The sequence below is a fragment of the Mesorhizobium sp. B3-1-7 genome, assembly GCF_006439385.1.
In the GTDB taxonomy this organism is placed as follows: Bacteria; Pseudomonadota; Alphaproteobacteria; order Rhizobiales; family Rhizobiaceae; genus Mesorhizobium.
Genome location: NZ_VFTL01000023.1, coordinates 24,140 through 50,207, shown reverse-complemented (window position 1 = coordinate 50,207; position 26,068 = coordinate 24,140). Strand labels below are relative to the sequence as shown.

General features: G+C 61.1%; 25 protein-coding genes. 15 read left to right on the top strand and 10 right to left on the bottom strand.

The window, feature by feature from the left end; genetic code table 11:
* Positions 1 to 458: 458 nt before the first annotated feature.
* Positions 459 to 917, top strand: a complete 459-nt coding sequence (locus FJ417_RS19575; RefSeq protein WP_140784620.1) for a MucR family transcriptional regulator — start codon at positions 459 to 461, stop codon at positions 915 to 917.
* Between the two features lie 429 nt (positions 918 to 1,346).
* Entirely contained in the window at positions 1,347 to 1,571 is a 225-nt protein-coding gene (locus FJ417_RS19570) for a helix-turn-helix domain-containing protein (RefSeq protein ID WP_140784619.1), read from the top strand.
* Positions 1,572 to 2,199: 628 nt separating this feature from the next.
* On the opposite strand, the gene FJ417_RS19565 is transcribed toward FJ417_RS19570, so the two are convergent.
* Genes FJ417_RS19565 through FJ417_RS19535 form a run of 7 tightly spaced genes read right to left on the bottom strand, consistent with a single transcriptional unit; the run spans position 2,200 to position 8,454 of the window.
* Positions 2,200 to 3,534, bottom strand: coding sequence for an FAD-binding oxidoreductase (locus tag FJ417_RS19565; RefSeq protein ID WP_140784618.1), 1,335 nt, complete (start codon positions 3,532 to 3,534; stop codon positions 2,200 to 2,202).
* Positions 3,535 to 3,573: 39 nt separating this feature from the next.
* Positions 3,574 to 3,927 (bottom strand): cupin domain-containing protein, encoded by a 354-nt coding sequence (locus tag FJ417_RS19560; RefSeq protein WP_140784617.1) that lies wholly within the window; start codon positions 3,925 to 3,927, stop codon positions 3,574 to 3,576.
* A gap of 10 nt (positions 3,928 to 3,937) precedes the next feature.
* A complete protein-coding gene (locus tag FJ417_RS19555; RefSeq protein ID WP_140784616.1) occupies positions 3,938 to 4,630 on the bottom strand; it encodes an ABC transporter permease subunit in 693 nt (230 codons plus the stop codon).
* Position 4,631: 1 nt separating this feature from the next.
* The gene (locus tag FJ417_RS19550; RefSeq protein ID WP_140784615.1) at positions 4,632 to 5,345 is read right to left on the bottom strand and encodes an ABC transporter permease subunit; all 714 of its coding nucleotides are present in this window, start codon (positions 5,343 to 5,345) and stop codon (positions 4,632 to 4,634) included.
* A 59-nt stretch (positions 5,346 to 5,404) separates the two neighbouring features.
* Entirely contained in the window at positions 5,405 to 6,223 is an 819-nt protein-coding gene (locus FJ417_RS19545; RefSeq protein ID WP_140784614.1) for a transporter substrate-binding domain-containing protein, read from the bottom strand.
* Positions 6,224 to 6,259: 36 nt separating this feature from the next.
* Positions 6,260 to 7,036 (bottom strand): amino acid ABC transporter ATP-binding protein, encoded by a 777-nt coding sequence (locus tag FJ417_RS19540; RefSeq protein ID WP_140784613.1) that lies wholly within the window; start codon positions 7,034 to 7,036, stop codon positions 6,260 to 6,262.
* A gap of 35 nt (positions 7,037 to 7,071) precedes the next feature.
* The gene (locus FJ417_RS19535; protein WP_140784612.1) at positions 7,072 to 8,454 is read right to left on the bottom strand and encodes an aspartate aminotransferase family protein; all 1,383 of its coding nucleotides are present in this window, start codon (positions 8,452 to 8,454) and stop codon (positions 7,072 to 7,074) included.
* A 384-nt stretch (positions 8,455 to 8,838) separates the two neighbouring features.
* Here FJ417_RS19535 and FJ417_RS19530 point away from each other — a divergent pair, with 384 nt between their 5' ends.
* A complete protein-coding gene (locus tag FJ417_RS19530) occupies positions 8,839 to 9,342 on the top strand; it encodes an Lrp/AsnC family transcriptional regulator (protein WP_140784611.1) in 504 nt (167 codons plus the stop codon).
* 590 nt (positions 9,343 to 9,932) lie between these two features.
* Positions 9,933 to 10,064 carry a hypothetical protein gene (locus FJ417_RS33810; protein WP_281405927.1) on the top strand — a complete coding sequence of 44 codons (132 nt, stop codon included), beginning with the start codon at positions 9,933 to 9,935 and terminating at the stop codon, positions 10,062 to 10,064.
* A 93-nt stretch (positions 10,065 to 10,157) separates the two neighbouring features.
* On the opposite strand, the gene FJ417_RS19525 is transcribed toward FJ417_RS33810, so the two are convergent.
* Positions 10,158 to 11,060, bottom strand: coding sequence for a GNAT family N-acetyltransferase (locus FJ417_RS19525; protein ID WP_140784610.1), 903 nt, complete (start codon positions 11,058 to 11,060; stop codon positions 10,158 to 10,160).
* Positions 11,061 to 11,295: 235 nt separating this feature from the next.
* Between FJ417_RS19525 and argE the strand changes: the two genes are divergently transcribed.
* The 6 genes from argE (at position 11,296) to FJ417_RS19495 (ending at position 17,869) form a co-directional block, all read left to right on the top strand.
* Positions 11,296 to 12,420 carry an acetylornithine deacetylase gene (gene argE / locus FJ417_RS19520; protein WP_140784609.1) on the top strand — a complete coding sequence of 375 codons (1,125 nt, stop codon included), beginning with the start codon at positions 11,296 to 11,298 and terminating at the stop codon, positions 12,418 to 12,420.
* An 11-nt stretch (positions 12,421 to 12,431) separates the two neighbouring features.
* On the top strand, positions 12,432 to 13,355 hold the full coding sequence (locus FJ417_RS19515) for a glyoxylate/hydroxypyruvate reductase A (protein ID WP_140784608.1): 924 nt from the start codon (positions 12,432 to 12,434) through the stop codon (positions 13,353 to 13,355).
* A gap of 23 nt (positions 13,356 to 13,378) precedes the next feature.
* Positions 13,379 to 13,732, top strand: a complete 354-nt coding sequence (locus FJ417_RS19510; protein ID WP_140784607.1) for a cupin domain-containing protein — start codon at positions 13,379 to 13,381, stop codon at positions 13,730 to 13,732.
* Positions 13,733 to 13,876: 144 nt separating this feature from the next.
* Positions 13,877 to 15,340: an aldehyde dehydrogenase gene (locus FJ417_RS19505; protein ID WP_140784606.1), complete on the top strand. Its 1,464-nt coding sequence runs from the start codon at positions 13,877 to 13,879 to the stop codon at positions 15,338 to 15,340.
* 10 nt (positions 15,341 to 15,350) lie between these two features.
* Positions 15,351 to 16,394 (top strand): tartrate dehydrogenase, encoded by a 1,044-nt coding sequence (locus FJ417_RS19500; RefSeq protein WP_140784605.1) that lies wholly within the window; start codon positions 15,351 to 15,353, stop codon positions 16,392 to 16,394.
* Between the two features lie 17 nt (positions 16,395 to 16,411).
* Positions 16,412 to 17,869 (top strand): NAD-dependent succinate-semialdehyde dehydrogenase, encoded by a 1,458-nt coding sequence (locus FJ417_RS19495; RefSeq protein ID WP_140784604.1) that lies wholly within the window; start codon positions 16,412 to 16,414, stop codon positions 17,867 to 17,869.
* A 22-nt stretch (positions 17,870 to 17,891) separates the two neighbouring features.
* Here the strand turns inward: FJ417_RS19495 and FJ417_RS19490 are convergent, their stop codons facing one another.
* Together FJ417_RS19490 and FJ417_RS19485 are read right to left on the bottom strand one after the other, a co-directional pair.
* Positions 17,892 to 19,166 (bottom strand): FAD-binding oxidoreductase, encoded by a 1,275-nt coding sequence (locus FJ417_RS19490; protein ID WP_140784603.1) that lies wholly within the window; start codon positions 19,164 to 19,166, stop codon positions 17,892 to 17,894.
* 16 nt (positions 19,167 to 19,182) lie between these two features.
* Entirely contained in the window at positions 19,183 to 19,851 is a 669-nt protein-coding gene (locus FJ417_RS19485; protein WP_140713573.1) for a haloacid dehalogenase type II, read from the bottom strand.
* Between the two features lie 319 nt (positions 19,852 to 20,170).
* Here FJ417_RS19485 and FJ417_RS19480 point away from each other — a divergent pair, with 319 nt between their 5' ends.
* The 5 genes from FJ417_RS19480 (at position 20,171) to FJ417_RS19460 (ending at position 26,067) form a co-directional block, all read left to right on the top strand.
* Positions 20,171 to 21,010: a GNAT family N-acetyltransferase gene (locus FJ417_RS19480; protein ID WP_140784663.1), complete on the top strand. Its 840-nt coding sequence runs from the start codon at positions 20,171 to 20,173 to the stop codon at positions 21,008 to 21,010.
* Between the two features lie 13 nt (positions 21,011 to 21,023).
* A complete protein-coding gene (locus tag FJ417_RS19475; protein ID WP_140784602.1) occupies positions 21,024 to 22,397 on the top strand; it encodes an aspartate aminotransferase family protein in 1,374 nt (457 codons plus the stop codon).
* Positions 22,398 to 22,634: 237 nt separating this feature from the next.
* The gene (locus tag FJ417_RS19470) at positions 22,635 to 23,357 is read left to right on the top strand and encodes an HAD-IA family hydrolase (RefSeq protein ID WP_140784601.1); all 723 of its coding nucleotides are present in this window, start codon (positions 22,635 to 22,637) and stop codon (positions 23,355 to 23,357) included.
* Positions 23,358 to 23,421: 64 nt separating this feature from the next.
* On the top strand, positions 23,422 to 25,032 hold the full coding sequence (locus tag FJ417_RS19465; protein ID WP_140784600.1) for an ABC transporter substrate-binding protein: 1,611 nt from the start codon (positions 23,422 to 23,424) through the stop codon (positions 25,030 to 25,032).
* Positions 25,033 to 25,116: 84 nt separating this feature from the next.
* Complete coding sequence (locus FJ417_RS19460; protein ID WP_097572240.1) at positions 25,117 to 26,067, top strand: ABC transporter permease; 951 nt, start codon at positions 25,117 to 25,119, stop codon at positions 26,065 to 26,067.
* Position 26,068 lies beyond the last annotated feature (1 nt).

Here is a 26,068-nt window from a genome sequence, read left to right as displayed (position 1 = left end):
TATTTTTTGATACTGCCGGCTCAGAATCAAAGTGAAATGCGCAGCGGTTAATCCCATGTCCGCATTTGGGTAAGAACACTTGGAAGGTCGTGCTGACGCGCGCTATCAGGAAGGCACGCGTGGCAGAAAGTCGGTGCCTCCCAAACTATCCAAAAACCGAATCTAGTGTCCCACTTTATCCATAAGCACCCGCAATTCGGGCTTAGGCGCGGCCCAGAAAGTTCGAAAAGCTTCCAAGAACCCCAGCCAAACCGGATGCTAGGCAGGCAACTTCGCCCCAGGAAGCTCTTTCGTTCTACGGTCGCGAATACTTCTGGAATAACATCAAAGGGTTGTCCGAAGACCGTACGAATTCTGCGTCGGCTCCACTGCAGTTCGATGGTCCAGGGTCAGGAGAGCGATTGCGTCGTTGATCATCAACCAATAGAGAAGGGATAAAGCAGCCAAAAGGCCCACCAATGACCAACCAAACCGATACCCGCTCTGCCGAACTAGCTGAGTTAACCGCCGATATTGTCTCAGCGTATGTCAGCAACAATCCATTGCCGGTGTCTGGCTTGCCGGACGTAATAGCATCGGTTCATGCTTCGCTGTCCGGACTTGGCACGCCGATCTCGCCTGTCGTTGAACCGCAAACTCCCGCAGTCAACCCGAAAAGATCGGTGACGCCGGACTTCATTATCTGTCTCGAGGACGGCAAGAAGTTCAAATCCCTGAAGCGGCATCTTAGCACGGACTTTGGCCTGACACCGGACGCCTACCGGGCCAAATGGAACTTGCCGCACGACTACCCTATGACAGCTCCGAATTACACCGCTCAGCGCTCGCAACTGGCGAAGTCTATCGGGCTTGGTCGCAAGCCTGAACCCGTCGCAACAGTCAAGAAGGCACCTGCGAAGCGGAAAGCCAAAGCGTAGTCCGCAACCACCTGACGCGACGGAAAGACTCAGTTATGCTTGGAGAGCGGCGGACCTGAAAGGGACCGTCTGGCCGGCGCCATTCGGGCAACCTCCCCAGCGAGGGCGCCGGTCATTTTCTGTCTGGAAAGCCTTAAATTTCGTTCGCCTCGACTCCCACGTCAACGCCAAGCTGGACGCGTCGAGGCGATGGTGCCGGAGATCGCCATCCTCATTTTCCGGCTGGCCCGGGTCGACCGACCTTGCACATTTTGTTGGCAGTCGATCCGATTTCTATCCAGGCATATCCCCTGCTCGTACTACCTCGCTCAGCGGCTTCTATTTCCGACGCACATATCCACTCATGGCCGCGCAACTGCATGATCCAGGGTTTGGGAGCGTGCGTGAGCCCGCTCACATGCTCCCGACGCCGGATATTTGGAGAGCCTGATGGACAACAGGAAGTTTTTGACAGCTGAGGAAGTATCGGAACGCTATCGAGGCAGCATCTCTCTTGGAACGCTGCGAAATTGGCGAGCCAAGAGGATTGGACCGGCGTACGTCAAGCTTGGCAAAGCCGTGTTGTACCCAATTGAGGAACTCGAGACGTGGGATCGAAAGAATACAGTGGCGTGCCGTGCGTCAAAGGGACTCAACATGAAAGGCAGTGATTGAGCATGATTCGTGACTAAGGAGCATTCAATACCGCCCCCAGAAGCCGCTCCTCATGCTATGTCAGATATTGATTTTTGCGATAGATTTCAATAAGATAATTTACGACGGGAGGAAGTTCCAAAACGACCCGCTCGACACCCTACGACCATTGTGGATCACGGTTGGTCACGCTTCGGTCCAATCTCCCCTAAAATCATGGATTTGCGAGTTTGCCCAACCCCCGTGCGATGGGTGATAGATCGCGAAAAACATAGCCAGCGACCTGCGAGGCGTTGGCGCAAGATAACGCCCTTCCCTGCCCCACAACGCAGCGTCGATTTCGCGTCACTGCACTCTTTGACGAACCTGCCGAGAGCCGTTCGCCAAAAGGATGTATTGCTCTCAGAAACGGCCCCACTGGCCCGCGATCGGAATGACTGAAACGGGGCCGGAACCGGACTGTTCGCTATAGGTCAGCTTCTTTGCAGAAGCTGCCGTTCCGCGAGCAAGCCTGATCTGATTCAGATCGTGTTGCCGGAGTGGCTGGAAACGAATGCCTCGTCTTCGGGTGCTCAATGTTAGTCTGGCTAACCCTGCTTGAAATCAGGCCGAAAATCCCGCTCGTGTGATCACAGAGTAAAGAAAAAGGTCATGTCCGCCCTTGCCTTCCATTCCGCCGGAACATGGCGCGTTTGTCCTTCCATTCGTAGAGCGAATAGACCAACGGAATGAACCATGGCTTGCCTCGGTAGAACGGCACTGGTTTTGGCGGCGGATCGAAGTCGAAAGCCGATCGGGCCTTCTCCGTCTCGCCAAGAAGTTTGAAGGCCGCTTTCTTACCGAGCCAGCGGGCCCAAACCACGCCTGAGCCGCAGAAGCCGGTGGCGTAAACGGTGTCTCCCACGGTAAACATGCGTGGAACCATGTCACGGTTCATTGCGACCTGCCCGAACCAACTATGCGTAAGACCAACACTCGCCAGTTCGGCGAATATGCGACCAAGTTCGGAGCGCAGGTGTGTGGTGGGGGCGAGCGGGTCCCCTTCCGTCGTGCCGTCGCGCCCGCCAAAGAGAATGCGTGAGCCGTCTGGCGATGGACGGTAGTAATAGCTGAGCTGCCTCGTGTCGCCGTACATCATCCGCTTCGGCATCAGGCGCTCCATAATGCCGTCACCCAGGGGCTCAGTGGCGATGATGCGGCTTCGGACCGGCACAAGTCTCCGGCGAAGCCAAGGATCGAAGCCATCAGTATAGGCATTGGTGCATACCAGCACCTTCTTCGCAAACACCTCGCCGCGCGAAGTGGTGACGCGCACGCCACCCACCTCAGCACTCGTCCCCAGAACCGCGGTGTTCTCGTGGATGACCGCATCTGTCGCCTGGGCGGCTCGCAGTATGCCGGAAAGCAGCTTGGCGGGGTGAAGCCCGCCAATATCCATGCGCACGAAGCCACCGGCGTAGAAGTCAGTTCCGATGTAACGCGACACGTCCCCGCGGGCGACTGAATATGCCTCAATCCCAAGAAAACGTTCTAATAGCTCGGCGTAGCGGCTCAGTTCATCGCAATCGTGTTGATTTATCGCGCCGTCAAAAAGGCCCGACAGGAAAAATTCGCACTCTACCTTCTCCTCTTCAAGAAAGGCGCGAAGATCATCTCGTGCGGACTTTCCCTCCATCAAGATGCCGTTGGCGCGATCTTCGCCAAACCTCCTGATCAATTGTTTGCGGCCCGGCCTTATGCTGCCGCTCGCCATGCCGCCGTTGCGGCTGGATGCGGCTTTCCCAATCGACAGGCGGTCGAACAGCTGAACGCTGCGGCCGGCCTTTGCAAGTTCAATGGCCGCCGACAGCCCGGCATAACCGCCGCCGACGATGGCAACGTCGCATCGAGGGACTACCGGCCGCACTTGCAGGGGAGAAAATGAGCAATCGTCCCACCAATACGGCGCGGACTTGAAGGGGCGTGTGGAATCTTCGATATCCATGACGTGCATCTTGATCCAATCAACTCACAGGTGTTCCGCTCAATCGCGGGAGACCCATAGCTTTCGTGTCGTTTCGATCACCCGCCAGACCCCCGTGAACCCGGGATGCATCACGAAAGCATCGCCCGCCGCGATTCGACGTGGCTCGAACCCGTCCTCGATGAGTTCTGAGACCCCAGAAAGGATGTAGCAGAACTCGAAGGTCTCACCCTTGACGGAACGATAGGCACCCGGCGTGACCTCCCATAAGCCGGCCTGCACCTGTCCATCGGCGGTTTGCGCGATATCCCAAGTCAGAAAACGCGGATCGCCTTCCACGCGTCGTTCCGGCAGCGGTTCGCCTCGCCTGGGTTCGGGAACATTGTCATGGTCGACGAAGGTAAGCTTTGACATGGAGGACCTTTCAGCGTGCGGAGCGCGTCTCGAAAGACAAGCGCCTTTCGATGACATTCAGAGCAGTCAGACAGACGACGTTGATCACGAGATAAAAGACGGCGGTGATGACGAAGATTTCCATGATGGCGAAAGTCTCGCTCATCAACCGTTTGGCAAAGCCGGTGATTTCAAGCACGGTTATCGTGGAGGCAAGGCTTGATTCCTTGACGATAACGGCGACCTCGGTGCTGTAGGAAGGCAGGGCCTGACGCAGCGCCAGGGGAAACTTGATACGGTGGAAGACCACCCAAGGCGACATGCCGCAAGCCTCCGCCGCCTCGACCAGTCCGCGCGGCAGCGAGAAAAGGGCGGTCCGGAATATCTCCGCCGTATAGGCCCCCGTATTGAGAATGACAGCGAGGATGGCGGCATGCAGACTGTCGCCGATCAACCACCACAAAACCAGATTGTGGCGTATGAAACCCACCTGCGCGAGGCCGTAGTAGATCACAAAGATCTGTACGAGCATCGGCGTGCCCCTGAAGACGGCGCAGTAGAAGTCGGCGCATTTTCGAACCGTGCTGCTCTGGGATGTGCGGGCGGTTGCCAGCAGGATGCCGAAGGGCAGCCCAAGACCGACGCCGAAAGCTGCAATCAGCAGGGTCGTCCTCGCGCCGATGAGGAGAAATGGTACCGCATATGTTACGATGCTGAAGTCCATCCTAACCTCTACCGAAGCCGCGGTTGAAATGTCTTTCGGCGCGGTTGAACAGAACTTGGCTCACTGCGGTCATGGCGAAAAACATCGCGGCCGCCAGGCAATAGAACAGAAGCGGCGAGCGTGTAATTCCTGCGGCGACCGCGGCCCCGCGCATCAGCTCCTGCATGCCTACGACAGATACGAGCGAGGTATCCTTGATCGTCATCTGCCATACATTGTTGATGCCACCCAGAGCCAGCCGGACGGCGAGCGGCAGGGTCACCTGGAAAAAGGTCACGCGTGACGACAGCGAAAGCGATCGCGCCGCCTCAAGGACGCCGACAGGAACTGACTGCAGCGCGCCTCGTATTACTTCGATCGAGTACGCGCAGGAGATGGCGGCGATTGCTAAAATGCCGACAATGAATGGATAGGCGTTCTCTGCGCTGTTAGCGTAGCCGAACGCCGAGGCAATTTTCTGCACCCAATCGACTGAGCCGAAAAACAGGAGATAGATGATAAGCAGTCCTGGAACACCGCGAATGACGATGCTGTAGGCATCAACAAGCTGTGACAGTACCAGGACCCTGCGCCAACGAAGGATGGCAAGCGGTATTGCCGCCGCCAACCCTATGACCATGCCAAGAAAACCGATCAGAAGCGTGATGCCGGCGCCGCGCAGCAGCGCAAGCAGCCAGCCCTTCTCGATCATGAGGACCCAGATATCGTGCAACATAAAAAACATTCCATCAGATCGCCGCGGCGTTACCGCGACGATCTGTTAGTGTCGGATGATTACTTGTTGCACGCGATGGTGTAGTCGTCCTTGAACCAGTTTTCCGACGCCGTCTTTACTTTCCCGCTGTTGATCATGTCACAGAGCGCGCCGTCCAGCTTGGCCTTGAGTTCGGTATTGCCCTTGCGAAGCCCGACGCCCATGCCATAACCCAGCGTTTCGTGATCGTCCGCTCCGGTGACCTTGACGTCGATGCGGACAAAATTGGCTCCCTCCGGGGTGCTGAGGAAGTCGACCCAGGTCGGGGAATCGCCGAAGGCAGCGTCAAGCCGGCCTGTCGCGAGATCCGAATTCTGCTGGGTCGTGGCGTCGTATGTCTTCAGGTCCGCGGTTGGAATATGTTTCTTGATGAACTGTGCGTAGGTGGTGCCGTTCACGACGCCTATGGTCTTGCCGGCTAGAGCCTTCTCAATTTCCGCAAGACTCTTTAGCCCAGCCAACGCAGAATCCTTTGGGACCACGAAATACTCAGGCGTGGTTGCGTAAGGAATGGAATAGTCGATCTTCTTCTTTCTCTCGTCGGTGATGCCGAGACCCGAGATGATGACATCGAAGCGATCGCTGTCCATCGACGGGACCAGGGAACTGAACGTCTGAACCACGAATTTGCACTTGACCTTGAGTTCGGCGCAAATGCCGTTGGCGATGTCGGCGTCGAAGCCGGTAACGTTGCCATTGGCGTCAGCCATGCTGAACTGCGGCGCATCGCCTTCAGTGCCCACGCGCAAGACGCCATCCTCAGCCCATGCAGTGCTCATTGCAGCGATCAGGATGAGGCCGGATGCGCAGGCCAAGCGATATGTGTTCTTTGCGAGCATGTAATTTTCCCCTTTTGTTTTTGGTTAATGGCCGCATTAGGCGGCGGTTGAAATAACGCTGGAAAGGAACCGCTTCACCGCCTCGGATGTGGGGTTGCAAAACAGTTCTTCCGGCACGGCATCCTGCTCAACGGTACCTTTGTGCAGGAATATCATTCGGTTCGACACCTCCCGTGCGAACCTCATTTCATGCGTGACGAGGAGAATGGTCGCCCCCTCGCCGGCAAGCGTTCTGATAACCTTCAAGACCTCGCCGACTAGTTCGGGATCAAGCGCGGAGGTTGGTTCATCAAAAAGCATTAGTTTAGGCCGCATTGCTAGCACGCGGGCTATTGCCACACGCTGCTGCTGGCCGCCCGATAGCTGGCTTGGATACTGGTGGCTGAAGTCGGCCATGCCAACCTTCGAGAGTGCGGAAAGCGCTGTTTCTTCCGCTTCCCGCTTGTCCTTGCGAAGCACGTAGATCAGTGCTTCGGTCACATTCCCGAGCACGGTCCGGTGGGTCCACAGATTGAAGTTCTGAAACACCATGCCGATGTGGCGGCGAAAAATTCTGATATTGGCCGCGTTGATAATTTCCGTTTCGTGGCGATCGTTCTGCACGGTGGAAATCATGTCGCCCATCAGCTCGACCTCGCCCGAGCTCGGAGTCTCCAGGAAATTAATGCATCGTAGCGCAGTGCTCTTTCCTGACCCGGAAGAGCCAACGAGGGAAATAACCTCGCCCTGCCGCATCTGGAAGCTCACCCCCTTTAGAACGCTGGTTGCGCCGAAGGCTTTGCGAAGTTCGTGAACTTTCAGAACAGGTGCCACGCCGTTTCCATCCACTCCACCGTTGCTCCGCCGCTTCAACCTTCGATCGTTTGGGCGATCTCGTTTACGGCCGCCTCGGCGATCGAGACCATCTCATCGATTTCGGATTCCGTCATAACAAGGGGCGGCGCAAACCCTAGAATGTCTCCATGCGGCATGGCACGGGCAATGAGATTGCGGTCGCGCGCCGCCTGAGAGATGCGGGTCCCGACCTTCAGGGCTGGGTCGAATGCCACTTTGGTCTCGCGGTCCGCGACGAATTCAACGGCGGCCATCATGCCGACGCCGCGCACTTCCCCAACAATCGGATTCTGCTCGAAAGTCGCCTTAAGGCTTTTGAGAAGGTAGGCGCCCCTGCTTGTGGCCTGCCCGGGGAGATCCTCGCGCTCGACAATATCGAGTACGGCATTCGCCGCCGCCGCCCCGATCGGATGCCCCGAATAGGTATAGCCATGCGAGAAGGGGCCGACTCTGGGCGTCGCCTCCTCCATGACTTGGTAGATTTCCTCGGAGATGATCGACGCCGACAGCGGCGAGTAGGCGGAAGTCAGCCCCTTGGCGACGGTGACCAGATCTGGTTCCATCCCGTAGAGGTCCGAGCCGAACATGGCCCCGGTTCGGCCAAAACCGCAAATCACCTCGTCGGCAATCAGAAGCACGTCGTATTTCTTCAATACGACCTGTATCTTGGCCCAATAGCCCGCCGGTGGGGGCGTGAGCCCGCCAGTCCCGAGCACCGGCTCGGCTATGAAAGCGGCAACGGTATCGGGCCCTTCGGCAACGATCAGCGCCTCCAACTCATCGGCGCGGCGCTGCGAGAACGCTTCCTCCGTTTCGCCCGGGAGGGCGCCACGATAGAAATGCGGCACACCCGTGCGGAGGATGCCGGAAACAGGCAGATCCATATGATCGTGATAAAAACTCATTCCCGTCATCGAGCCGGACACCACCGAGCAGCCGTGATAGCCGCGCTCGCGGGCTATGATCTTCTTCTTCTTCGGCCTACCGCGTAGATTGTTAAAATACCAAACGATCTTGGCCTGTGTTTCATTCGCATCAGACCCAGAAAGCCCGTAGAAGACTTTCGACATATTACCTGGCGCCATCCTGACGAGCCGATCCGACAGGCGGGCGAGTTCTTCGGTCGTGTGCGCAGCATAAGAATGATAGTAAGCCAGCTTATAGGCCTGGCGCGCAATGGCTTCCGCGACTTCAGTTCGACCATAGCCGATATTGACGCAATACAGTCCAGCAAAGCCATCGATATATTCCCGTCCGCTGGCGTTCCGGATGCGGACCCCTTTGCCGGTTTCCATGATCGTCGGCTCATTCGCGCCCGAAGCAAAATCTTTCAAATAAGTGAAGGGATGCAGAACTGAACGGCGGTCCATTTCAGCGATGTCGGCAGTAGTTGTCATCCTGGGATCCTCAAGCGGCCTTCAGGTCCATGAAATGCCAAGGGTGTCGAAACCTTTTCGCCCCTTGGCCGCAGCGATGCGGCGTCCAGGTCAAATCCGTTATTGATCGCGTCCCGGGAGATTTCCCGTCCGGTCGCCGGATCTGCGTTCCCCATTTTTTCGGCTGCATTCTTCCAGACTGCGCCGATGAACAACTGAGAGCGCAGAAGCCTCGGACATTGAAGCGGGCAAGCCTTGGCTGCGCCTTTGTTGCCGTATTTCGTTTTCCGTTCCCGTACGATTGCCTTCATATGCTAAAGCTATTGACATGAGACAACGTTTTGCCGCTTATTCGATCCAAAATTCGCAGGAATAATGCTTGTTTGAAGCCAATGAGAGGAAAAAATGCGCACATCTCTCAAGCTTGATCGGCTGGATTCTCGCTTGCTGAACATCCTGCAAACCCACAACCGCTCCAGCACGGAAGAGCTTGGGCAAATGGTCGGTCTCTCGGCAACGGCCGTCCAGCGTCGTCTCAAGCGGCTTCGCGACGGGGGTGTGATCGAAGCTGACGTCTCGATCATCAAACCTAAAATGGTCGGGCGCCCTGTTGCGATGTTAGTGCTGGTTTCGCTCGAGCGCGAACGTGCTGACATTGTCGACCGCTTCAAGCAAGCCATCCGCCAGACGCCTGAAGTGATGAACGGCTACTATGTGACCGGGGAATCGGATTTCGTCCTCATAGTAACATCCCGAAGCATGGAAGACTACGAGGCCTTCACGCGGAAATTCTTCTACGAGAACCCTGACATTAAGGGATTCAAGACCATGGTTATCATGGACCGCGTGAAGGTCGGATTCTCCATGCCGATCCATTTTGATGATTTTATAAGTGATGGCCTTCGTTAGATGTCGATTGGCGGAACATCAAGGAAGAGCATTAGCTCTTCTGCAGGGCTTTGGTACATTCCGGCTGGATTTACGTACGAATACTGTTGCGCATGAAGCCGAGCTAACCATCCTTTCCTTCAGCCGGCCGCACCAAGCCGAAATGATAGGGCTCGGCGGGCGTCTCCAGTTCAGCGAGCCCTGCCGGCGAAGCCAAGGCCATTTCCATGCTGGACAAGGCTGGCTCACGGGGATGGTTTCCAGGCGGCGCGACAATATTGCAGTGGCCCATCGGCGATCTAGCTGACGGCGAAAATTTTGCGCTCACGATGAATATGTGCCGCTTAGCATCGAGGCCCGCTTTAAGGCAGTGGGCTATGGACTGTTCAACGACCGAGATTGGGCGCGAAGCCGCCATGTCCTCTTTGGGGGCCGTAAGCAGTCGGACAGGTCTGATGACGTAACTTTGGTAGCAGACGCTCTTGGCCAAGTAGGTCGGTGCATCGTGCGCTGCGATGTCGTATCGGTCCGGTGGTTAGTACTATTCTAAATCGAAGCAGAAACCGAAAAGTCCTGGGTCTCGTCGTCGGCGAGTTTGACCGGATTGACGAATGGCTGAACGAAACGTCGCTGGCGAGTACGGCCTTATCGAACTCGTCGCTGTTGAGCGCCACGATATACTGACCGCCCACCTCGCCGGCTATGAGGATCAAGTGGTCCTATCCCCGCATCTGCAATTGTAGTGGAGCAAAAAGGCGGACCTGGAAACGCCGGGATCGCCTTGCTTGCGGACGGGCTTCCGGGACAACGGTTTTTAGCAAGCAATCCGAAGGCAACTACCCGAGGGTTTGGCTTGCTAAGGCATAGGTCTTCGCCATATCCGAGCCGCCATCGGCAAAATCGGCAAGGCGCTTTCCCATCGACATGGTCAGCACCGTGTCGAAGACCGGCATTCCGGCGTGCGACAGAAAGGCAGCGAACTCGCCATTGTCCATGCGCGTGTCGATCCTGAGGAAAGATCCTGAATGATCGGCTACGTGCGGCTGGACGACCGCCACGGCGTCGGCGTCGTTTCCCGCCACGACCGGCCCCACCACAAGGCCCCGCCCGAACGGCCGACAGAGCGCGAAAGCCTTCAGCTTGTCACCGCTGAAAAGACCATAGCCGGTCGAGTGTGCGAACAGCTTCTCGATGAGCGTCGCCCGCCTCACACCGAATCCTGCCGCGTCGAGTTCGATCGCTGCGGGAACATCCTTCGCGCGCAAAATCCGGACGTCGCCCCGCGCCTCTGTCAATCTGCCGATCGCTTCCGTGCGGGCGATTCCCTGGCATTGGTAGACGGTCTGTTCCGGCTGGAAGTCGAGCGAAAGATAGAGCCGCCTTGCCGCCCGGGTTGCATTGAGGCGCAGGTCGCGCCCGGCGACCTTCTCGAAGACCAGCTTCATCAGCCATTGCCCGGCGCCAAGCGTCTGCAGTCGCGGTGAGGTAATGACCATCCCCACGGTGGCGAAGTCGGCGCCGTGCGCGAACCACATTGCGGAGCCCAGAACCCGGCCGATCTCATCGAGTGCCACGAACCCCTGTCCTGACTCGCGCAGGAACTGCCAATCCTCGGCCCGGTGCGGCCATCCCACCGACAGGGAATGCGCGTGCAACCGGTCGAGTTCGATGCCCTCGATGTCCCCGATGCGCATCGAGAAGGCGTCGATCTTCAAGCTTTCGGACGGCTTCAATTCCATGCCTCTGAAACTTTGCCGATATGGAGAGGTCCCACAACGGCCTACCCTGCCCCTGCCGACGCTAACCAATCGGACCAATATGATCTGTTCGAAAGCCCCGCGCCAACGCAAGATTCAACTGAAACACTTCCGCTTTCGGCACGCAATCGCGAAGGAACGCTGACATTGTCGACCGTATCGGCCCGACGAACCGGAATGCCAAATGCCCAAACCCCAAAATACCTTGAGGTCTGGAATGGACGTCTTCGACATCCTCGGCCGTCTCGTCGCCTTTCCATCCGTGGCCGGCAAGCCGAACGGGGACATTGCCGGCTGGATCGAGGCCTATCTGGCAGAACAGGGAGCGAAGGTCACCTTGCTCCCGGGGCCGGAAGGCGGCCGCTCCAATCTCTTCGCGACGATCGGTCCCGCCGATGTCCCCGGCTATATCCTGTCGGGGCATATGGACGTCGTCCCTGCCGGCGAGCCGCAGTGGAGTTCGTTTCCTTTCGCATTGCGCCAAGAGGGCGAGCGGTTCTATGGACGCGGCACCACCGATATGAAGGGCTTTCTTGCCGCTGCGCTGGCGGCGGTGCCTGCCCTGTCGCGGCTGCGCCTTGCGAGGCCGATCCATCTCGCCTTCTCCTATGATGAGGAGATGGGCTGCCGCGGCGTGCCTCATCTCATCGCCCGGCTTCCCGAACTTTGCGCCATGCCACTCGGCGTCATCGTCGGCGAACCAAGCGGCATGCGCGCCGTGCGCGGTCACAAGGGCAAGGCGGCCGCCCGCGTCACCATCAAGGGATGCTCCGGCCATTCCTCCCGGCCCGATCTCGCACTCAATGCCATCCATGCGATGTCCGAGGCGCTGAGCGCGGCTGTCAGCGAAGCCGAGCGGCTGACGCACGGCCCGTTCGATCCAACCTTCGAGCCGCCCTACTCCTCGCTGCAAGCGGGTGTGGTGGCGGGTGGACATCAGGTCAACATCATTCCCGACACCTGCACGCTGGACCTGGAGGCGCGCGCCATACCTGGCGTCGATCCGGCGCGCCTGCTCGCGCCGGTCAAGGCGCGGGCCCAGGCCCTTGCCGCGAAGGGGTATCTTGTCGAGTGGACGCCTATGAGCGCCTATCCCGCACTGTCTTTGTCACAAGATTCAGGCTTGGTGGCTTTGCTGAGCCACCTGACCGGCGAAGCACCGCTCGCCGCCGTCAGCTATGGCACCGAGGCTGGGCTCTACCAAGCCGCCGGCCTGGATGCGATCATCTGCGGTCCTGGCGATATCGGCCGTGCCCACAAGCCGGACGAATATATTCTCGCCAGCGAACTCACCGCCTGCCAGCTTATGATCGAAGCGCTGGCTGTGCATTGCACCGCCTGAAGGGGACCCGGATGACATTCCTCTTCAATTCCGATGCGCGGCGCGGCGCGGTCTTTGCCGAAGCCTTCGCCAAGGAATTGCCCGGCCTCCCGTTCGCCATGAATGCCGCGACGGTCGATGCCGACGCGGTGCGTTATCTCATCACCTGGACGGTGCCGGATAATCTCGCCCGCTACCGGAATCTGGAGCTCCTGTTCTCCCTTGGTGCCGGCGTCGACCAGTTTCGCTTCGATGCGGTGCCCGCGACGGTGAAGATCGTGCGCATGGTCGAGGAAGGCATCGTGCGCATGATGCAGGAGTACGTGTCGCTGGCCGTACTTGCGCTGCACCGCAACCTGCCCGCCTATCTGGCGCAGCAGCGGGCCGGTCAATGGCTGGATGTCCCGCAGATCCAGGCCGCCTCGCGCCGCATCGGCGTGCTCGGTCTCGGGCAGCTCGGCCAGGCGGTCCTCGACCGGCTGAAACCCTTCGACTTCCCGCTCGCCGGCTGGAGCCGTTCGCCGCGTCAGATCGACGGCGTGACCTGCCATCATGGCGAGGTTGGGCTGGAGACGATGCTGGCGGCCAGCGACATATTGGTCTGCCTGCTGCCGCTGACCGAAGACACGCGCGGATTTCTCAATGCCGATCTGTTCGCCAAACTACCGGAGGGCGCGGCTCTCGTTCACACAGGCCGGGGGCCGCAGCTCGACCATAAGGCGCTTGTCGCCGCGCTCGCGAGCGGCCACCTTTCAGCGGCGATGATCGACGTGACCGATCCCGAACCGCTGCCCGCGAACCATCCGTTCTGGTCACATCCGAAGATCATCCTCACCCCGCATGTCGCGAGCGTCACCCAGCCGGAGACCGCGGCACGCGCCGTCATCGACAACATCCGGCGCCACCGTGCCGGCGTTGAGCCGATCGGGCTCGTCGACCGGTCGCGCGGCTATTGAAGTCCAACCAGAAAGGCCATCCCTTGTCCCTGCTCAAGACCGTCGATACCAATCCAACCTTTTCGCCGCGCGAATCCAGGGCGCTGCCAGAGCGGCTGATCGCCGGCGACCCTGCCTTCAAGACCTGGGCGCAGGATGTCGCCAAGGACGATCTCGTCCATACCGGCGTCTGGGAGGCGGCGCCGGGTGAGACGCGCTCGATCAAGGGTGAGACTTTCGAGTTCTGCCACATTCTCTCCGGCGTAATCGAGATCATACCGGACGCCGGCGAGAGGGTGACCTACCGCGCTGGCGACAGCTTCGTGATGAAGCCGGGCTTTACCGGTGTTTGGAAGACCATCGAAACGGTGCGCAAGATCTACGTGACGGTGGGATAACAGGATCCGAGCGAGGTGCCGCGCGGAAGATTTTGCCGTCCCTCGCATCCGGCACGCAACATTCGTCGGCTGCGTGTCGCCGAACAGCGCATGCTGCGTGCCGGCACGCGCTAGGCTCGAGCAAATGCTCGAAAGTGATCGCCCATGAGCCTGAGCTTCGATCCGGACGCCGTTCTCCTCCCCGTTGGCCATTTCGTTGGCGGAGAGTTGATCGCGGCCGAGGGTGCCATCGAGATGCGCCGCCCTTCGGACGGCAAAGCCTATGCCGCCTGTCCAGTGGCGGATTTGGACATCGTCAACTATGCAGTCGAAAGCGCCAAGGCGGCGCTGAAAGCCAGCAATTGGGGCGGCGTTCGGCCGCGCGAGCGCACCAAGGCACTCCAGGCCTGGGCCGATCTTATCGAAGCGGAAGCCGATACGCTCGCCAGGATCGAGGCGATGTGCTCGACCCGTCCTGTCGGCCAGGTCGTCGCCGGCGACATTGCGGTTACCGCCGAGCAGATCCGCTTCTTCGCCGAATTCGCCGACAAGGAAGGCAGCGAGCTTGTACCGACAGACGACGCCAGTCTCGGCATGATCATGAGCGAGCCCTATGGCGTGGTAGCCGCGATCACGCCCTGGAATTTTCCGATCTCGATGGCCGGCTGGAAACTTGGCCCGGCGCTGGCAGCCGGCAATGCGGTCGTGCTGAAACCCTCGGAAATGACCCCCTTCTCGACCGTCTACCTGGCGCAGCTCGCGGTCAGAGCCGGTCTGCCGGCGGGACTTGTCAACGTAGTTCTCGGCGATGGGCCAACCACCGGCACGGCGCTGACCGGTCATCCTGAGATCGCCAAGGTCAGCTTCACCGGCTCGACCCGCGCCGGCTCCGCGATCATGGAAAACGTCTCCCGCACCGGTGTCAAGCCGATGACGCTGGAGCTCGGCGGCAAGAGCCCCCAGATCGTCTTTGCCGATGCCGATCTCGAGAAGGCGGCGACGGCGATCGCCGGCAGCGTCACCTTCAACGCCGGCCAGGCCTGCGTGGCCGGCACGCGCCTGATCGTCGAGAGGGGTGTGGCGGACAGGCTGACGGCCGCCATCCTGGAGCGGATGATGGCGGTGCGGCCCGGTACGACCTGGGACGAGGCGACGCATTATTCGCCGATCATTTCGGAGCGGCAGCGGGCACGTGTCGACGGCATCGTGCGGGCCGCGGTCGAGGCCGGCGGCGAATGCCTGACCGGCGGCGGCGTCATGGACAGCCCCGGCTATTTCTACCAGCCGACGCTGATCGCTGACGTGGACAAGGCCAATCCCGCGATCGTCGAGGAAATCTTCGGCCCGGTCCTGACCGTCCAGACCTTCGAAACCGAGGAAGAAGCGCTGGCGCTGTCCAGCCATCCGATCTACGGGCTGGCTTCCGGCTTGTTCACGTCAGACCTGTCCCGCACCATACGCTTCGCACGTAAGCTCGAAGCCGGCACCGTCTGGGTTAACCGCTACAGCCGCTCGCGCGACCATATCCTTCCAACCGGGGGCTACAAGCGTTCCGGCATCGGCAAGGACCTCGGCCGCGAAGCCTACCTCGCCAATCGCAGGACCAAGAGCGTCCTGATCAGCCTCTAGAGAGATGCCGATGAAGTCCTATTCGATCGCCCTGATCCCCGGTGACGGCATCGGCCCCGATGTGACCGCCGCCGCCTGGTCCGTGCTGCAGATGGCGGCCAAACATGCCGGCTTTGCGCTGGCCGGAACCGAATTTCCCTGGTCCTGCAAATTCTACCGGGATACCGGCCGCATGATGCCGGAAGACGGCATCGAAAACTTGCGTGGCTTCGACGCCATTCTTCTCGGCGCTGTCGGCTGGCCGGCGGAAGTGCCGGATTCGGTCTCGCTGCACGGCCTGCTGCTGCCGATTCGCAAGGCATTCGTGCAGTACGCCAACATCCGGCCGCATCGCCTGCTGCCGGGCGTCACGGGACCGCTGCGGGCCGAAAGCTTCGACATATTGTGCATCCGCGAGAACACCGAAGGCGAATATTCGGGCGCCGGCGGGCGCGTGCATCAAGGCACGCTGGACGAGGTGGCGGTGGAGACCTCGATCTTCACCCGCGCCGGCGTCGAGCGCATCCTGCGCTTCGGTTTCGAGCAGGCGCGGACACGGCGCGGCAAGCTGGCCTCCGTCACCAAGTCCAATGCGCAGAAATACTCGATGGTGTTCTGGGACGAGATCACGCGAAAGCTGGCTGCGGAGTACTCTGACGTGGCCGTGACCAGCTATCATGTCGATGCGCTGGCCGCGCGCATGATCATGGCGCCGGAGAGCCTCGACGTGGTCGTCGCCTCCAACCTGTTCGGCGATATCCTCACCGACATCGGCGCGGCGATCCAGGGCGGGCTAGGCTACGCCGCCTCCGCCAACATCAACCCCGACCGCTCGGCGCCGTCCATGTTCGAGCCGGTGCACGGCTCCGCACCAGACATTGCGCATCTGGGCATCGCCAACCCGATCGCCACCATATGGTCCGGCGCGATGATGCTCGAACATCTCGGCGAAACGGCTGCGGCCGGCCGCGTCATGAAGGCGGTCGAAGCGACAACCGCGCGCGGCATTGGAACCGCTCCCGGGAAGGACAGGACGGAAGCCATCACAGCGGCCATCGTCGCGGCACTCACCTGATTGCAGGGCATTTTTCGATGAAAAACCTGAAAGACGAAGATCTCTTCCGCGAAGCCGGCCTGATCGGCGGCAGATGGGTCGCCGCCGGCTCCGGCAAAACTGTCGATGTGCTCGACCCAGCCACTCAATTGGCGATCGGCACAGTACCCGACATGGCCGGTACGGAGACCCGTGCGGCGATAGAGGCCGCGGCTTCCGCCTATGCGGATTGGAAGAAGAAGACCAACGCCGAACGCGCGGCCCTGCTGGAGGCCTGGCATGGCCTGATGCTGGCGCATCTGGACGATCTCGCGCTGATCCTGACTACCGAACAGGGCAAGCCGCTGGACGAGGCCAAGGGCGAGATCCGCTACGGCGCCTCCTTCGTCAAATGGTTCGCGGAGGAAGCGCGCCGCATCAACGGCCACTCCATCCCCTCGCCCACCCCGGACCGCCGCATCATCGTGCTGAAGGAGCCGGTGGGTGTCTGCGGCATCATCACGCCGTGGAACTTTCCCAACGCGATGATCACCCGCAAGGTCGCGCCGGCGCTGGCCGCAGGCTGCACCGTGGTCATCAAGCCGTCTGAGTTCACTCCTTATTCGGCGCTGGCGCTCGGCGTGCTCGCCGAACGGGCGGGCATCCCTGCCGGCGTCATCAACATCGTCACCGGCATGCCAGCGGAAATCGGCAACGAAATCATGGCCAATGAGACTGTGCGCAAGATCTCCTTCACCGGCTCGACGCGGGTCGGCTCGTTGCTGATGCGCGGCGCGGCCGATAGCGTGAAGCGGCTCAGCCTCGAACTCGGCGGCAATGCCCCCTTCATCGTCTTCGACGACGCCGATCTCGACCTAGCCATTGAGGGCACGCTGGTCTCGAAGTTCCGCAACGGCGGCCAGACGTGCGTCTGCGCCAACCGCATCCTCGTCCAGGCCGGGGTCTACGAGACCTTCGCCGCGAAGCTTTCCGCGCGCGTCAACGCCATGACGGTGGGGCCGGGCACCCAGCCCGGCGTCGTCATCGGACCGATGATCAACATGGTGGCGGTCGAGAAAATCAACCGCCACATCGCGGACGCGCTCGCCAAGGGTGCTGCGATCGTAACCGAGAAGCCGGCACTGCCCGACGGCCCTCAGTATGTCGCGCCGCTGGTGCTGACGGGCGCCACAAAGGACATGCAGCTTGCCGGCGAGGAAACGTTCGGCCCGGTCGCGCCGCTTTTCCGTTTCGAGACGGAAGAGGAAGCGATCGCGCTGGCCAACGGCACACCCTACGGTCTTGCCTCCTACTTCTACACTGAGAATTTGAAACGCGCCTGGCGCGTCGGCGAGGCGTTGGAGTTCGGCATGGTGGGCTTGAACACAGGCTCGGTCTCGATGGAGGTGGCACCCTTCGGCGGCGTCAAGCAGTCCGGCCTCGGCCGCGAAGGCGCGCAGGCCGGCATCGAGGAATATCTCGAGATGAAAAGCTTCCATATGGGCGGGCTGGGCTAAACTCCATCCGCCGGATCAGTGGTCACTGGATCCGGTCGAGCGCCTTGTAGTAGAGGCCGACCATCGGCAGGAACCACGGCTTGCCTGAATAGCCTGGAATGGCAGGCCACTCGAGCCCCTTCAGCGGATTGCGGTCCTCGCGGCCAAGCATGGCATCGGCCAGGATCATGCCGAGCTGGGTGGAAAGCTGCGCGCCATGACCGGAATAGCCCATCGCGTACCACACCCCGTCATGGTAGCCGGCGCGCGGGAAACGGTCCTTGGTCATGTCGACCAGCCCGCCCCAGCAATAGTCGATCTCGACTTTGGCGAGCTGCGGGAAGATGGCCGCCAGGCTTGCCCGCAATATCTGTCCGCTCCTGGCGTCGGAGCGCTGGTCCGATGTCGCCGAGAAGCGCGCGCGGCCGCCGAAGATCAACCGGTTGTCGGGTGAGAGCCGGAAGTAGTTGCCGATGTTCATCGAGTTCACGCAGGTCCGGTTGCCCGGCATGGTCGCGGCAATCTCGGTGTCGCTCAAGGGCTGCGTGGCGATGATGAAGCTGCCAACCGAAATGATCCTGCGGCGGAAATAGCCGAAGTCAGGCGTCGTATAGGCACCGGTCGCTACCAGCACGGCGTCGGCGCTGATGCGACCCCGCGACGTGGTCAACTCATGCCGCTTGCCGGCCTGCTTGTGATCGGTCACCGCAGCGATCTCGTGGATGACGGCGCCGTGGCGCGCGGCTGCCGTGGCGAGACCCGCCACATAGCGGCCCATATGCATCATGGCGCTCTTCTTCGACAGCATCGCGCCATGGAAAGGCGAGCCGATCTCCGATTTGAGATCGGCCGCTGACAGCAGCGCCGTATCCGGATCCACCTCGGAATGGATCGCTTCGAAGTTGCGGGCGATCGAACCAAAATGCTGCGGCTTAGAGGCTAGCTTCAGCTTGCCGGCGCGGCGGAAGTTGCAATCAATGCCTTCCTCGGCGACCAGCGCCTCGATGGTGTCGACGGACTCGTCCAGCGCCCGGTAGATCGCGACCGCGCGTTCCTTTCCGAGCTCCGCCTTGGCCGAGAGGTAGCTGTGGGCAAGTCCGTTGTTTAGATGTCCGCCATTGCGCCCGGATGCACCCCAGCCCACGCGCTCCGCTTCCACCACCACCACCTTGGCGCCGGCCTTCGCCAATTGGCGGGCGGCGGCGAGTCCGGTGAAGCCGCCGCCGACGATGGCGGCATCGTAGTGACCCTCGACCGGGCCTTGCGCCGCGCCGGCAAAGACGGGGGCAGTGTCGTGCCAGTAGGAGACCAGCTTCATCGGCAATCCGCCTGTTTTAGAGACCGACCACGCCTGGAAGGCCTGAAATATCCGGTATCTCGACATAGCCATAATAGGGGTTGGCTGGTTCGTGGCCGCGGTTGACCCAGACCTTGTTCTTGATGCCGAGATCGTGCGCCGACATCAGGTCGTAGCGGAACGAGGACGAGCAGTGAAGGATATCGTCCGGGCCGCAGCCCAACATGTCGAGCATGTACTCGAAGGCTTTGAAGCGGGGCTTATAGGCCTGCGCCTGCTCGGCCGTATAGACAGCATGGAAGGGCGCGCCGAGCTTTTCGACATTGGACATGATCTGCGCGTTCATCGCGTTGGACAGGATGACCAGCGGAATTTCCTTGGCGACCTTCGCCAAGCCCGCGGGGACATCGGCGTGAGGTCCCCATGTCGGCACGCGCTCATAGACCATCCTGGCGTCGTCCGGGCTGAAGGCGACGCCGTTGCGCTTGCAAGCGCGCTCGAGCGCATTGTGGACGACGTCGGCATAAGGTTTCCAGTCGCCCAGAATCTCATCCAGCCGATACGCCGCGAAATTCTTGATGAACTCCTGCATGCGCGGCTCGTCGAGCCGGCTGCCGTAGAGATCGCGCGCCGCTTCCGCCATCTGGAAAAAGGTCAACGTGCCGTAGCAGTCGAAGGTGATGTATTTGGGCCTGAAGGAAGCCATGTCCGTCGATCTCCGGTGGAAGCACATCCGCGCTGGGATGTATTTCATCATAGAGCGGCAGGCGGCGACCCACCTGACCGAAATAGGCCTTCCGAAAGCAGAAAGTTCCGTATCCGCCATCCGGTTTGGCACGCTGTGGCATCTGGCGTGCCGATTGCGGCGCCGCGCACGGCGTGAGGCGCCCCCGCCGTGGATGACGCCAGCACAAGATGCGGCGCACCGCTTACGCTACGGCGAAAGATACTGTCCAAGCCAAAGCCTTCAGATGATCTGCGGCGCGCCGATGGTCGAAACTTGTCGTCAGACGGAAGGATGCCTTATGCCGCAGGGCGACATCGAACTCCGGGCCTTCGGGCCCGACCATATCGAGGGAGCCGTAGTGCTTTCTCGCCAGGAGAATTGGCCACATCGCCCGCAGGACTGGCAGATGGCGCTGCAGCTCTCGAACGGCGCGGTTGCGCTCGACGATCAGGGCCGCGTCACCGGAACCATCCTGGTAACGCCCTACGGCGCAGATTGCGCCATGATCAACATGGTGATCGTCGACAGGACTGTGCGCGGCAAGGGGCTTGGGCGCCGGCTCATGGATCAGGCCTTCGCCCTTGCCGGTGACCGTCCGCTGCGGCTCGTCGCCACAGCGGACGGCATGTCTCTTTATGAAAAGCTCGGCTTTGTGCCGTCCGGTACGATCCGGCAACATCAAGGTAGCGTTGCCAAGCTTGGTGCGCCGGGCGGCGTGGAAGCTGCGGACGCCGCCGATCTCCGGGAAATCAAGGCGCTGGACCGCGACGCCTATGGCGCCGACCGTGGAGCTCTAATCGATGCGCTGGCCGAGCGCGGCCAATTCGCCGTCATCCGCCGCGACGGCGCCATCGGGGCCTATGCCGCGATCCGGCCGTTCGGACGCGGCGAGGTGATTGGTCCGGTCATCGCGGGAAGTATCGACGAGGCAAAGGCCCTGATCGGCTTCTTCGCCGCCGCGCGCGCCGGTGCCTTCCTGCGCGTGGATACCGGCAGCGGAACCGGCATCGCCGGCTGGCTCGAGGAAATCGGCCTTACCCATGTCGGCGGCGGCGTAGCCATGGACCGTCCGCCCAAGACGGTCGCGGAACAGGCCAGGCCAAAAGTTTACGCCCTCGCCAACCAGGCGCTAGGATAGTCGGAGAACAACAATGCTCGCCAATTCCCTGATCGAACTCGATCGCGCCCATCTCATCCACCCAGTCTCTTCATACCGTGGTCATGAGGCGCACGGCGTGCGCGTGTTGAAATCGGCGAAGGGCGCGACCGTGACCGATGCGTCCGGCCGGCAACTTCTCGACGGTTTCGCGGGGCTGTGGTGTGTCAATGCCGGCTACGGCCATGACAGCATCGTCGAGGCGGCGGCCCGGCAGATGCGAGAGCTTCCCTACGCCACCGCCTATTTCGGCCTCGGCTCTGAGCCGGCGATCCGCCTCGCCTCGGAACTGGCCGAGCGCGCGCCCGGGGATCTGAACCACGTCTATTTTACTCTTGGTGGATCGGACGCGGTCGACAGCACGATCCGGTTCGTCCGCTACTACTGGAATGCCAGGGCCGAGCCAAAACGCGATCAGTTCATTTCCATCGAGCAGGGTTATCACGGCTCGTCGGTGGTTGGCGCGGGCCTGACCGCCCTGCCCGCCTTTCACGCCGGTTTCGGCATTCCCTTTGAGTGGCAGCACAAGATCCCCTCCCCCTATCCCTACCGCAACCCGGTCGGCGAGGACGGCAAAGCGATCATCGCCGCATCGCTCGCCACGCTGAAGGCCAAGATCGAGGAGATCGGGCCGGAGCGGGTCGCCGCCTTCTATGCCGAGCCGATCCAGGGCTCGGGTGGCGTCATCGTTCCACCGAAAGGCTGGATCAAGGCGATACGCGAACTCTGCCGGGAGTACGGCATCCTGTTCATCGCCGATGAGGTGATCACCGGTTTCGGCCGCACGGGGCCCTTGTTCGCCTGCACCGATGAGGACATCGTTCCCGATTTCATGACGACGGCGAAGGGTCTGACCTCGGGCTATGTTCCCATGGGCGCCGTCTGCATGGCCGATCATGTCTACGACGTCATCGCCGATGGCGCGGGCGCCTCGGCCGTCGGTCACGGCTACACTTATTCCGCCCATCCCGTCAGCGCCGCCGTCGCGCTCGAGGTGCTGAAGCTCTACGAAGACGGCCTTCTGGAGAATGGCATCAACGCCGGCGCCCGCCTGATGGCAGGACTGGCAAGCCTGAGCGGCCACCCCCTCGTCGGCGACGTGCGCGGCCGCGGCATGCTTGCCGCGATCGAACTGGTGGTCGACAAGAAGACGAAGACGCCGCTTCCGGCGTCGGCCATGCCGGCGCGGCGCGTCTTCGACAGGGCGTGGGACAATGGCCTCATCATCCGTGCCTTTGCGCATGGGGTGATCGGCTATGCACCGCCGCTCTGCTGCACCGACGCCGACATCGACGCGATCATCGAGCGCACGCGCCGGACGCTCGACCAGACGCTGGACGATCCCGATGTCCGCCAGGCCCTGGCATAACGGCAGACGAATACCCTGTGTTTCGAAATAGCGCCGGGGCAGATCATTTCGCAATTTTGTGCCGCCTCCTAACGCCTTTTCGGCGAATCCAGCGCGGGGGAAGTGCCAGACTGCTGAGAAGACAAGGCCAGAAAGCCCGGATTTCCAGGCCTTCAAAAGAGACCGACGCCCCGGACAGCACGGAATTTTGTTCTGTCCAACACGTGCAATTCGGCCGCATGCAGAGGAGACCCAGTCTTGGCCAGGGGCTTTAGCGAGTTCAAATACATGACCTTCGATGTCGTCGGCACGCTGATCGACTTCGAGGGCGGGATCACGACCTGCCTGGCGCAAATTGCCGCCGAGGCCGGCGTTTCGGTCGATGGCGAGGAGGCGCTGGCCCTTTACCGGCAGGCCCGCTACATGCCCGATGCGAGCCTGTTTCCCGACGATCTCCTGCGTGTCTACACGGTCATCGCGCCGCGTCTCGGCCTCCCTCCCGAGGAGAAATACGGTGTGCGCCTGCGGGACTCCGCCCGTGCATGGCAAGGCTTTGCTGACAGCGCGGCGGCATTGGCGGACCTTGCGAAGTCGCACAGATTGATCGCCATGACCAATGCCCGGCGCTGGGCGCTCGATCATTTCGAGAAGCAACTCGGTTCGCCCTTTTTCGCCACCTTCACGGCCGACGATACAGGTACGGAAAAACCGGACCCGGCCTTCTTTCAGAAGGTTTTCGATTTCGTGGCCTCAAGGGACGACAGCAAGGACGACATCCTCCACGTGGCGCAAAGCCAGTACCACGACATCGGCATATCCCGGGCGCTTGGCATGACCAATTGCTGGATCGAGCGCCGGCATGCCCAGAAGGGTTACGGCGGCACGCTCGAGCCCGAGCGTTTCACCGCGCCTGACTACCACTTCACGTCAATGGCGGCCCTTGCCGCCGCCGTGCGGGAAAGCCTGAAGGAACGAACCTGAGCCCAAGCCCGGAAAGCCGCAGCAAGACGAGCATCCCGGAAAAACAAACAGAAAGGGGAATGATATGACCGACAAGATAACAAACTGGACCAGCGCAGAAGATGCCATGGTCGAGAATGCCATTCGGCGGGGCGCAAGCCGCCGCGAACTCCTCAAGATGCTGCTGGCCGGCGGCGCCGCGATCGCCGCGGGCAGCGTGGTGCTTGGCCGTGCCACCAATGCCGTCGCCGCCACGCCGGTTTCCGGCGGCAGTTTCAAGGCCGCCGGCTGGTCGTCCTCGACCGCCGACACGCTCGATCCTGCAAAAGCGTCGCTGTCGACCGACTATGTCCGCTGCTGCTCGCTCTACAACCGCCTGACTTTCCTCGACAAGGATGGCGTCACGCAGATGGAGCTGGCCGAGAGCTTCGACAGCAAGGACGCCAAGACCTGGACCATTAAGCTGCGCAAGGGCGTTACCTTCCACGACGGCAAGGACCTCACGGCCGACGACGTCGTCTTCTCGATGAAGCGCCATCTCGATCCGGCGGTCGGCTCCAAGGTTGCCAAGATCGCCGCTCAGATGACCGGCTTCAAGGCGGTCGACAAGTCGACCGTCGAAATCACGCTCGCCGACCCGAATGCCGACCTTCCGACCATCATGGCCCTGCATCACTTCATGATCGTGGCGGATGGCACCACCGACTTCTCAAAGGGCAACGGCACCGGCGCCTTCGTGCTGCAAACGTTCGAACCGGGCGTGCGGTCGGTCGTCTCCAAGAACAAGAACTACTGGAAATCCGGCAAGCCATACCTGGATTCGTTCGAGTTCATCGCCATCAGCGACGACAGCGCTCGCGTCAACGCCCTGCTTTCCGGTGACGTCAACTTCGCCGCCTCGATCAATCCGCGCGCGATGAAGCTCATCGGCGGCCAGCAGGGCTTCGAACTGTCGAAAACCACCTCGGGCAACTATACGGACCTCAACATCCGGCTCGACATGGATCCGGGCAATAAGGCCGACTTCGTCGCCGGCATGAAATACCTCGTCAACCGCGAGCAGATCGTCAAATCGGCATTGCGCGGCCTCGGCGAAATCGGCAACGACCAGCCTGTCTCGCCGGCGAACATCTTCCACAATGCCGACCTCAAGCCGAAGGCCTTCGACCCGGACAAGGCCAAGTTCCACTTCCAGAAGTCGGGCCTGCTCGGCCAGTCCATCCCCGTGGTCGCCTCCGATGCCGCGACGTCGTCGATTGACATGGCCGTGATCATCCAGGCCGCCGGTGCTGATATCGGCATGAAGCTCGATGTCCAACGCGTCCCGTCCGACGGGTATTGGGACAATTACTGGCTCAAGGCGCCGATCCATTTCGGCAACATCAATCCGCGCCCGACACCCGACATCCTGTTCTCGCTCCTCTACGCCTCCAACGCGCCCTGGAACGAAAGCCAGTACAAGTCCGAGAAGTTCGACAAGCTGCTCGTCGAGGCGCGCGGCTCGCTCGACCAGGCCAAGCGCAAGGAAATCTATGGCCAGATGCAGACCATGGTCTCCGAGCAGGCCGGCACCATCATCCCGGCCTACATTTCCAACGTGGATGCTCTCTCCAGCAAGGTGAAGGGTTTGGAGGCGAACCCACTCGGTGGCATGATGGGCTACGCAATGGCGGAATATCTCTGGCTCGAAGCCTGAGAGGCGCCTGCCAGGGACCGGACAGCCGGTCCCTGGCACTATTGCGCAACATGGCTGGCCGAACGCAACCGCAGGAGCGCTTCCATGACGTCTGGGGTTCTAAACCTCGTGCTGAAGCGGCTGGCAATCGCGGTCGTTACACTTCTGATCGTCCTGTTCGCCGTGTTTTTCGCCACCAGCATGCTGCCTGGCGACACCGCGTCGATTCTGCTCGGCCAGGCGGCCACCCCCGAAGCCGTCGCCGGCCTGCGCGAGGCCATGCATCTCAATGATCCTGCAATCCTGCGCTTCCTGCGCTGGCTTCTCGGCCTGCTCCACGGCGATCTCGGCACTTCCTATGCCAACGAGATGCCGGTCGCGGCGCTGATCGGCGGGCGCTTCGTCAACACCATGGAGCTCGCCGGCATCACCACGCTGCTCTCGGTGCCCCTAGCGCTGACGCTCGGCATCACCGCCGCCATGTTGCGTGGTTCGCTCTATGACCGCACCGTCACCATTCTTGCGATCGGCGTCATCTCGGTACCGGAATTCATGGTCGCGACTCTCGCGGTTTTGCTTTTCGCCGTTTATCTCAAATGGCTGCCGGCGCTGTCCTCGGTCAATGAGGCGCATACGCTGACCGACCTCGTGCGCATCTATGCAATGCCGGTGATCACGCTGACCTTCGTCATCTCGGCTCAGATGATCCGCATGACCCGCGCCGCGGTGATCGAAACGCTGTCCACGCCTTATGTCGAGATGGCGCTGCTCAAAGGCGCCTCACGCGGCCGCATGGTGCTCAAGCACGCACTTCCCAATGCGCTCGGGCCGATCGTCAACGCGGTTGCGCTGTCGCTGTCCTATCTGGTCGGCGGCGTCATCATCGTGGAGACGATCTTCAATTATCCCGGCATCGCCAAGCTGATGGTCGATGCGGTCGCGACCCGCGACCTGCCGCTGATCCAAAGCTGCGCAATGATCTTCTGCCTCGGCTATCTCCTGCTCATCACCGTCGCCGACATCATCGCCATCATGTCCAACCCGAGGCTGAGGTGAC

Coding starts and splice junctions, on each gene's coding strand:
- FJ417_RS19575 (WP_140784620.1), top strand. CDS start 459: ATGACCAACCAAACCGATACCCGCTCTGCCGAACTAGCTGAGTTAACC.
- FJ417_RS19570 (WP_140784619.1), top strand. CDS start 1,347: ATGGACAACAGGAAGTTTTTGACAGCTGAGGAAGTATCGGAACGCTAT.
- FJ417_RS19565 (WP_140784618.1), bottom strand. CDS start 3,534: ATGGATATCGAAGATTCCACACGCCCCTTCAAGTCCGCGCCGTATTGG.
- FJ417_RS19560 (WP_140784617.1), bottom strand. CDS start 3,927: ATGTCAAAGCTTACCTTCGTCGACCATGACAATGTTCCCGAACCCAGG.
- FJ417_RS19555 (WP_140784616.1), bottom strand. CDS start 4,630: ATGGACTTCAGCATCGTAACATATGCGGTACCATTTCTCCTCATCGGC.
- FJ417_RS19550 (WP_140784615.1), bottom strand. CDS start 5,345: ATGTTGCACGATATCTGGGTCCTCATGATCGAGAAGGGCTGGCTGCTT.
- FJ417_RS19545 (WP_140784614.1), bottom strand. CDS start 6,223: ATGCTCGCAAAGAACACATATCGCTTGGCCTGCGCATCCGGCCTCATC.
- FJ417_RS19535 (WP_140784612.1), bottom strand. CDS start 8,454: ATGACAACTACTGCCGACATCGCTGAAATGGACCGCCGTTCAGTTCTG.
- FJ417_RS19530 (WP_140784611.1), top strand. CDS start 8,839: ATGCGCACATCTCTCAAGCTTGATCGGCTGGATTCTCGCTTGCTGAAC.
- FJ417_RS33810 (WP_281405927.1), top strand. CDS start 9,933: ATGGCTGAACGAAACGTCGCTGGCGAGTACGGCCTTATCGAACTCGTC.
- FJ417_RS19525 (WP_140784610.1), bottom strand. CDS start 11,060: ATGGAATTGAAGCCGTCCGAAAGCTTGAAGATCGACGCCTTCTCGATG.
- argE (WP_140784609.1), top strand. CDS start 11,296: ATGGACGTCTTCGACATCCTCGGCCGTCTCGTCGCCTTTCCATCCGTG.
- FJ417_RS19515 (WP_140784608.1), top strand. CDS start 12,432: ATGACATTCCTCTTCAATTCCGATGCGCGGCGCGGCGCGGTCTTTGCC.
- FJ417_RS19505 (WP_140784606.1), top strand. CDS start 13,877: ATGAGCCTGAGCTTCGATCCGGACGCCGTTCTCCTCCCCGTTGGCCAT.
- FJ417_RS19500 (WP_140784605.1), top strand. CDS start 15,351: ATGAAGTCCTATTCGATCGCCCTGATCCCCGGTGACGGCATCGGCCCC.
- FJ417_RS19495 (WP_140784604.1), top strand. CDS start 16,412: ATGAAAAACCTGAAAGACGAAGATCTCTTCCGCGAAGCCGGCCTGATC.
- FJ417_RS19490 (WP_140784603.1), bottom strand. CDS start 19,166: ATGAAGCTGGTCTCCTACTGGCACGACACTGCCCCCGTCTTTGCCGGC.
- FJ417_RS19485 (WP_140713573.1), bottom strand. CDS start 19,851: ATGGCTTCCTTCAGGCCCAAATACATCACCTTCGACTGCTACGGCACG.
- FJ417_RS19480 (WP_140784663.1), top strand. CDS start 20,171: ATGCCGCAGGGCGACATCGAACTCCGGGCCTTCGGGCCCGACCATATC.
- FJ417_RS19475 (WP_140784602.1), top strand. CDS start 21,024: ATGCTCGCCAATTCCCTGATCGAACTCGATCGCGCCCATCTCATCCAC.
- FJ417_RS19465 (WP_140784600.1), top strand. CDS start 23,422: ATGACCGACAAGATAACAAACTGGACCAGCGCAGAAGATGCCATGGTC.
- FJ417_RS19460 (WP_097572240.1), top strand. CDS start 25,117: ATGACGTCTGGGGTTCTAAACCTCGTGCTGAAGCGGCTGGCAATCGCG.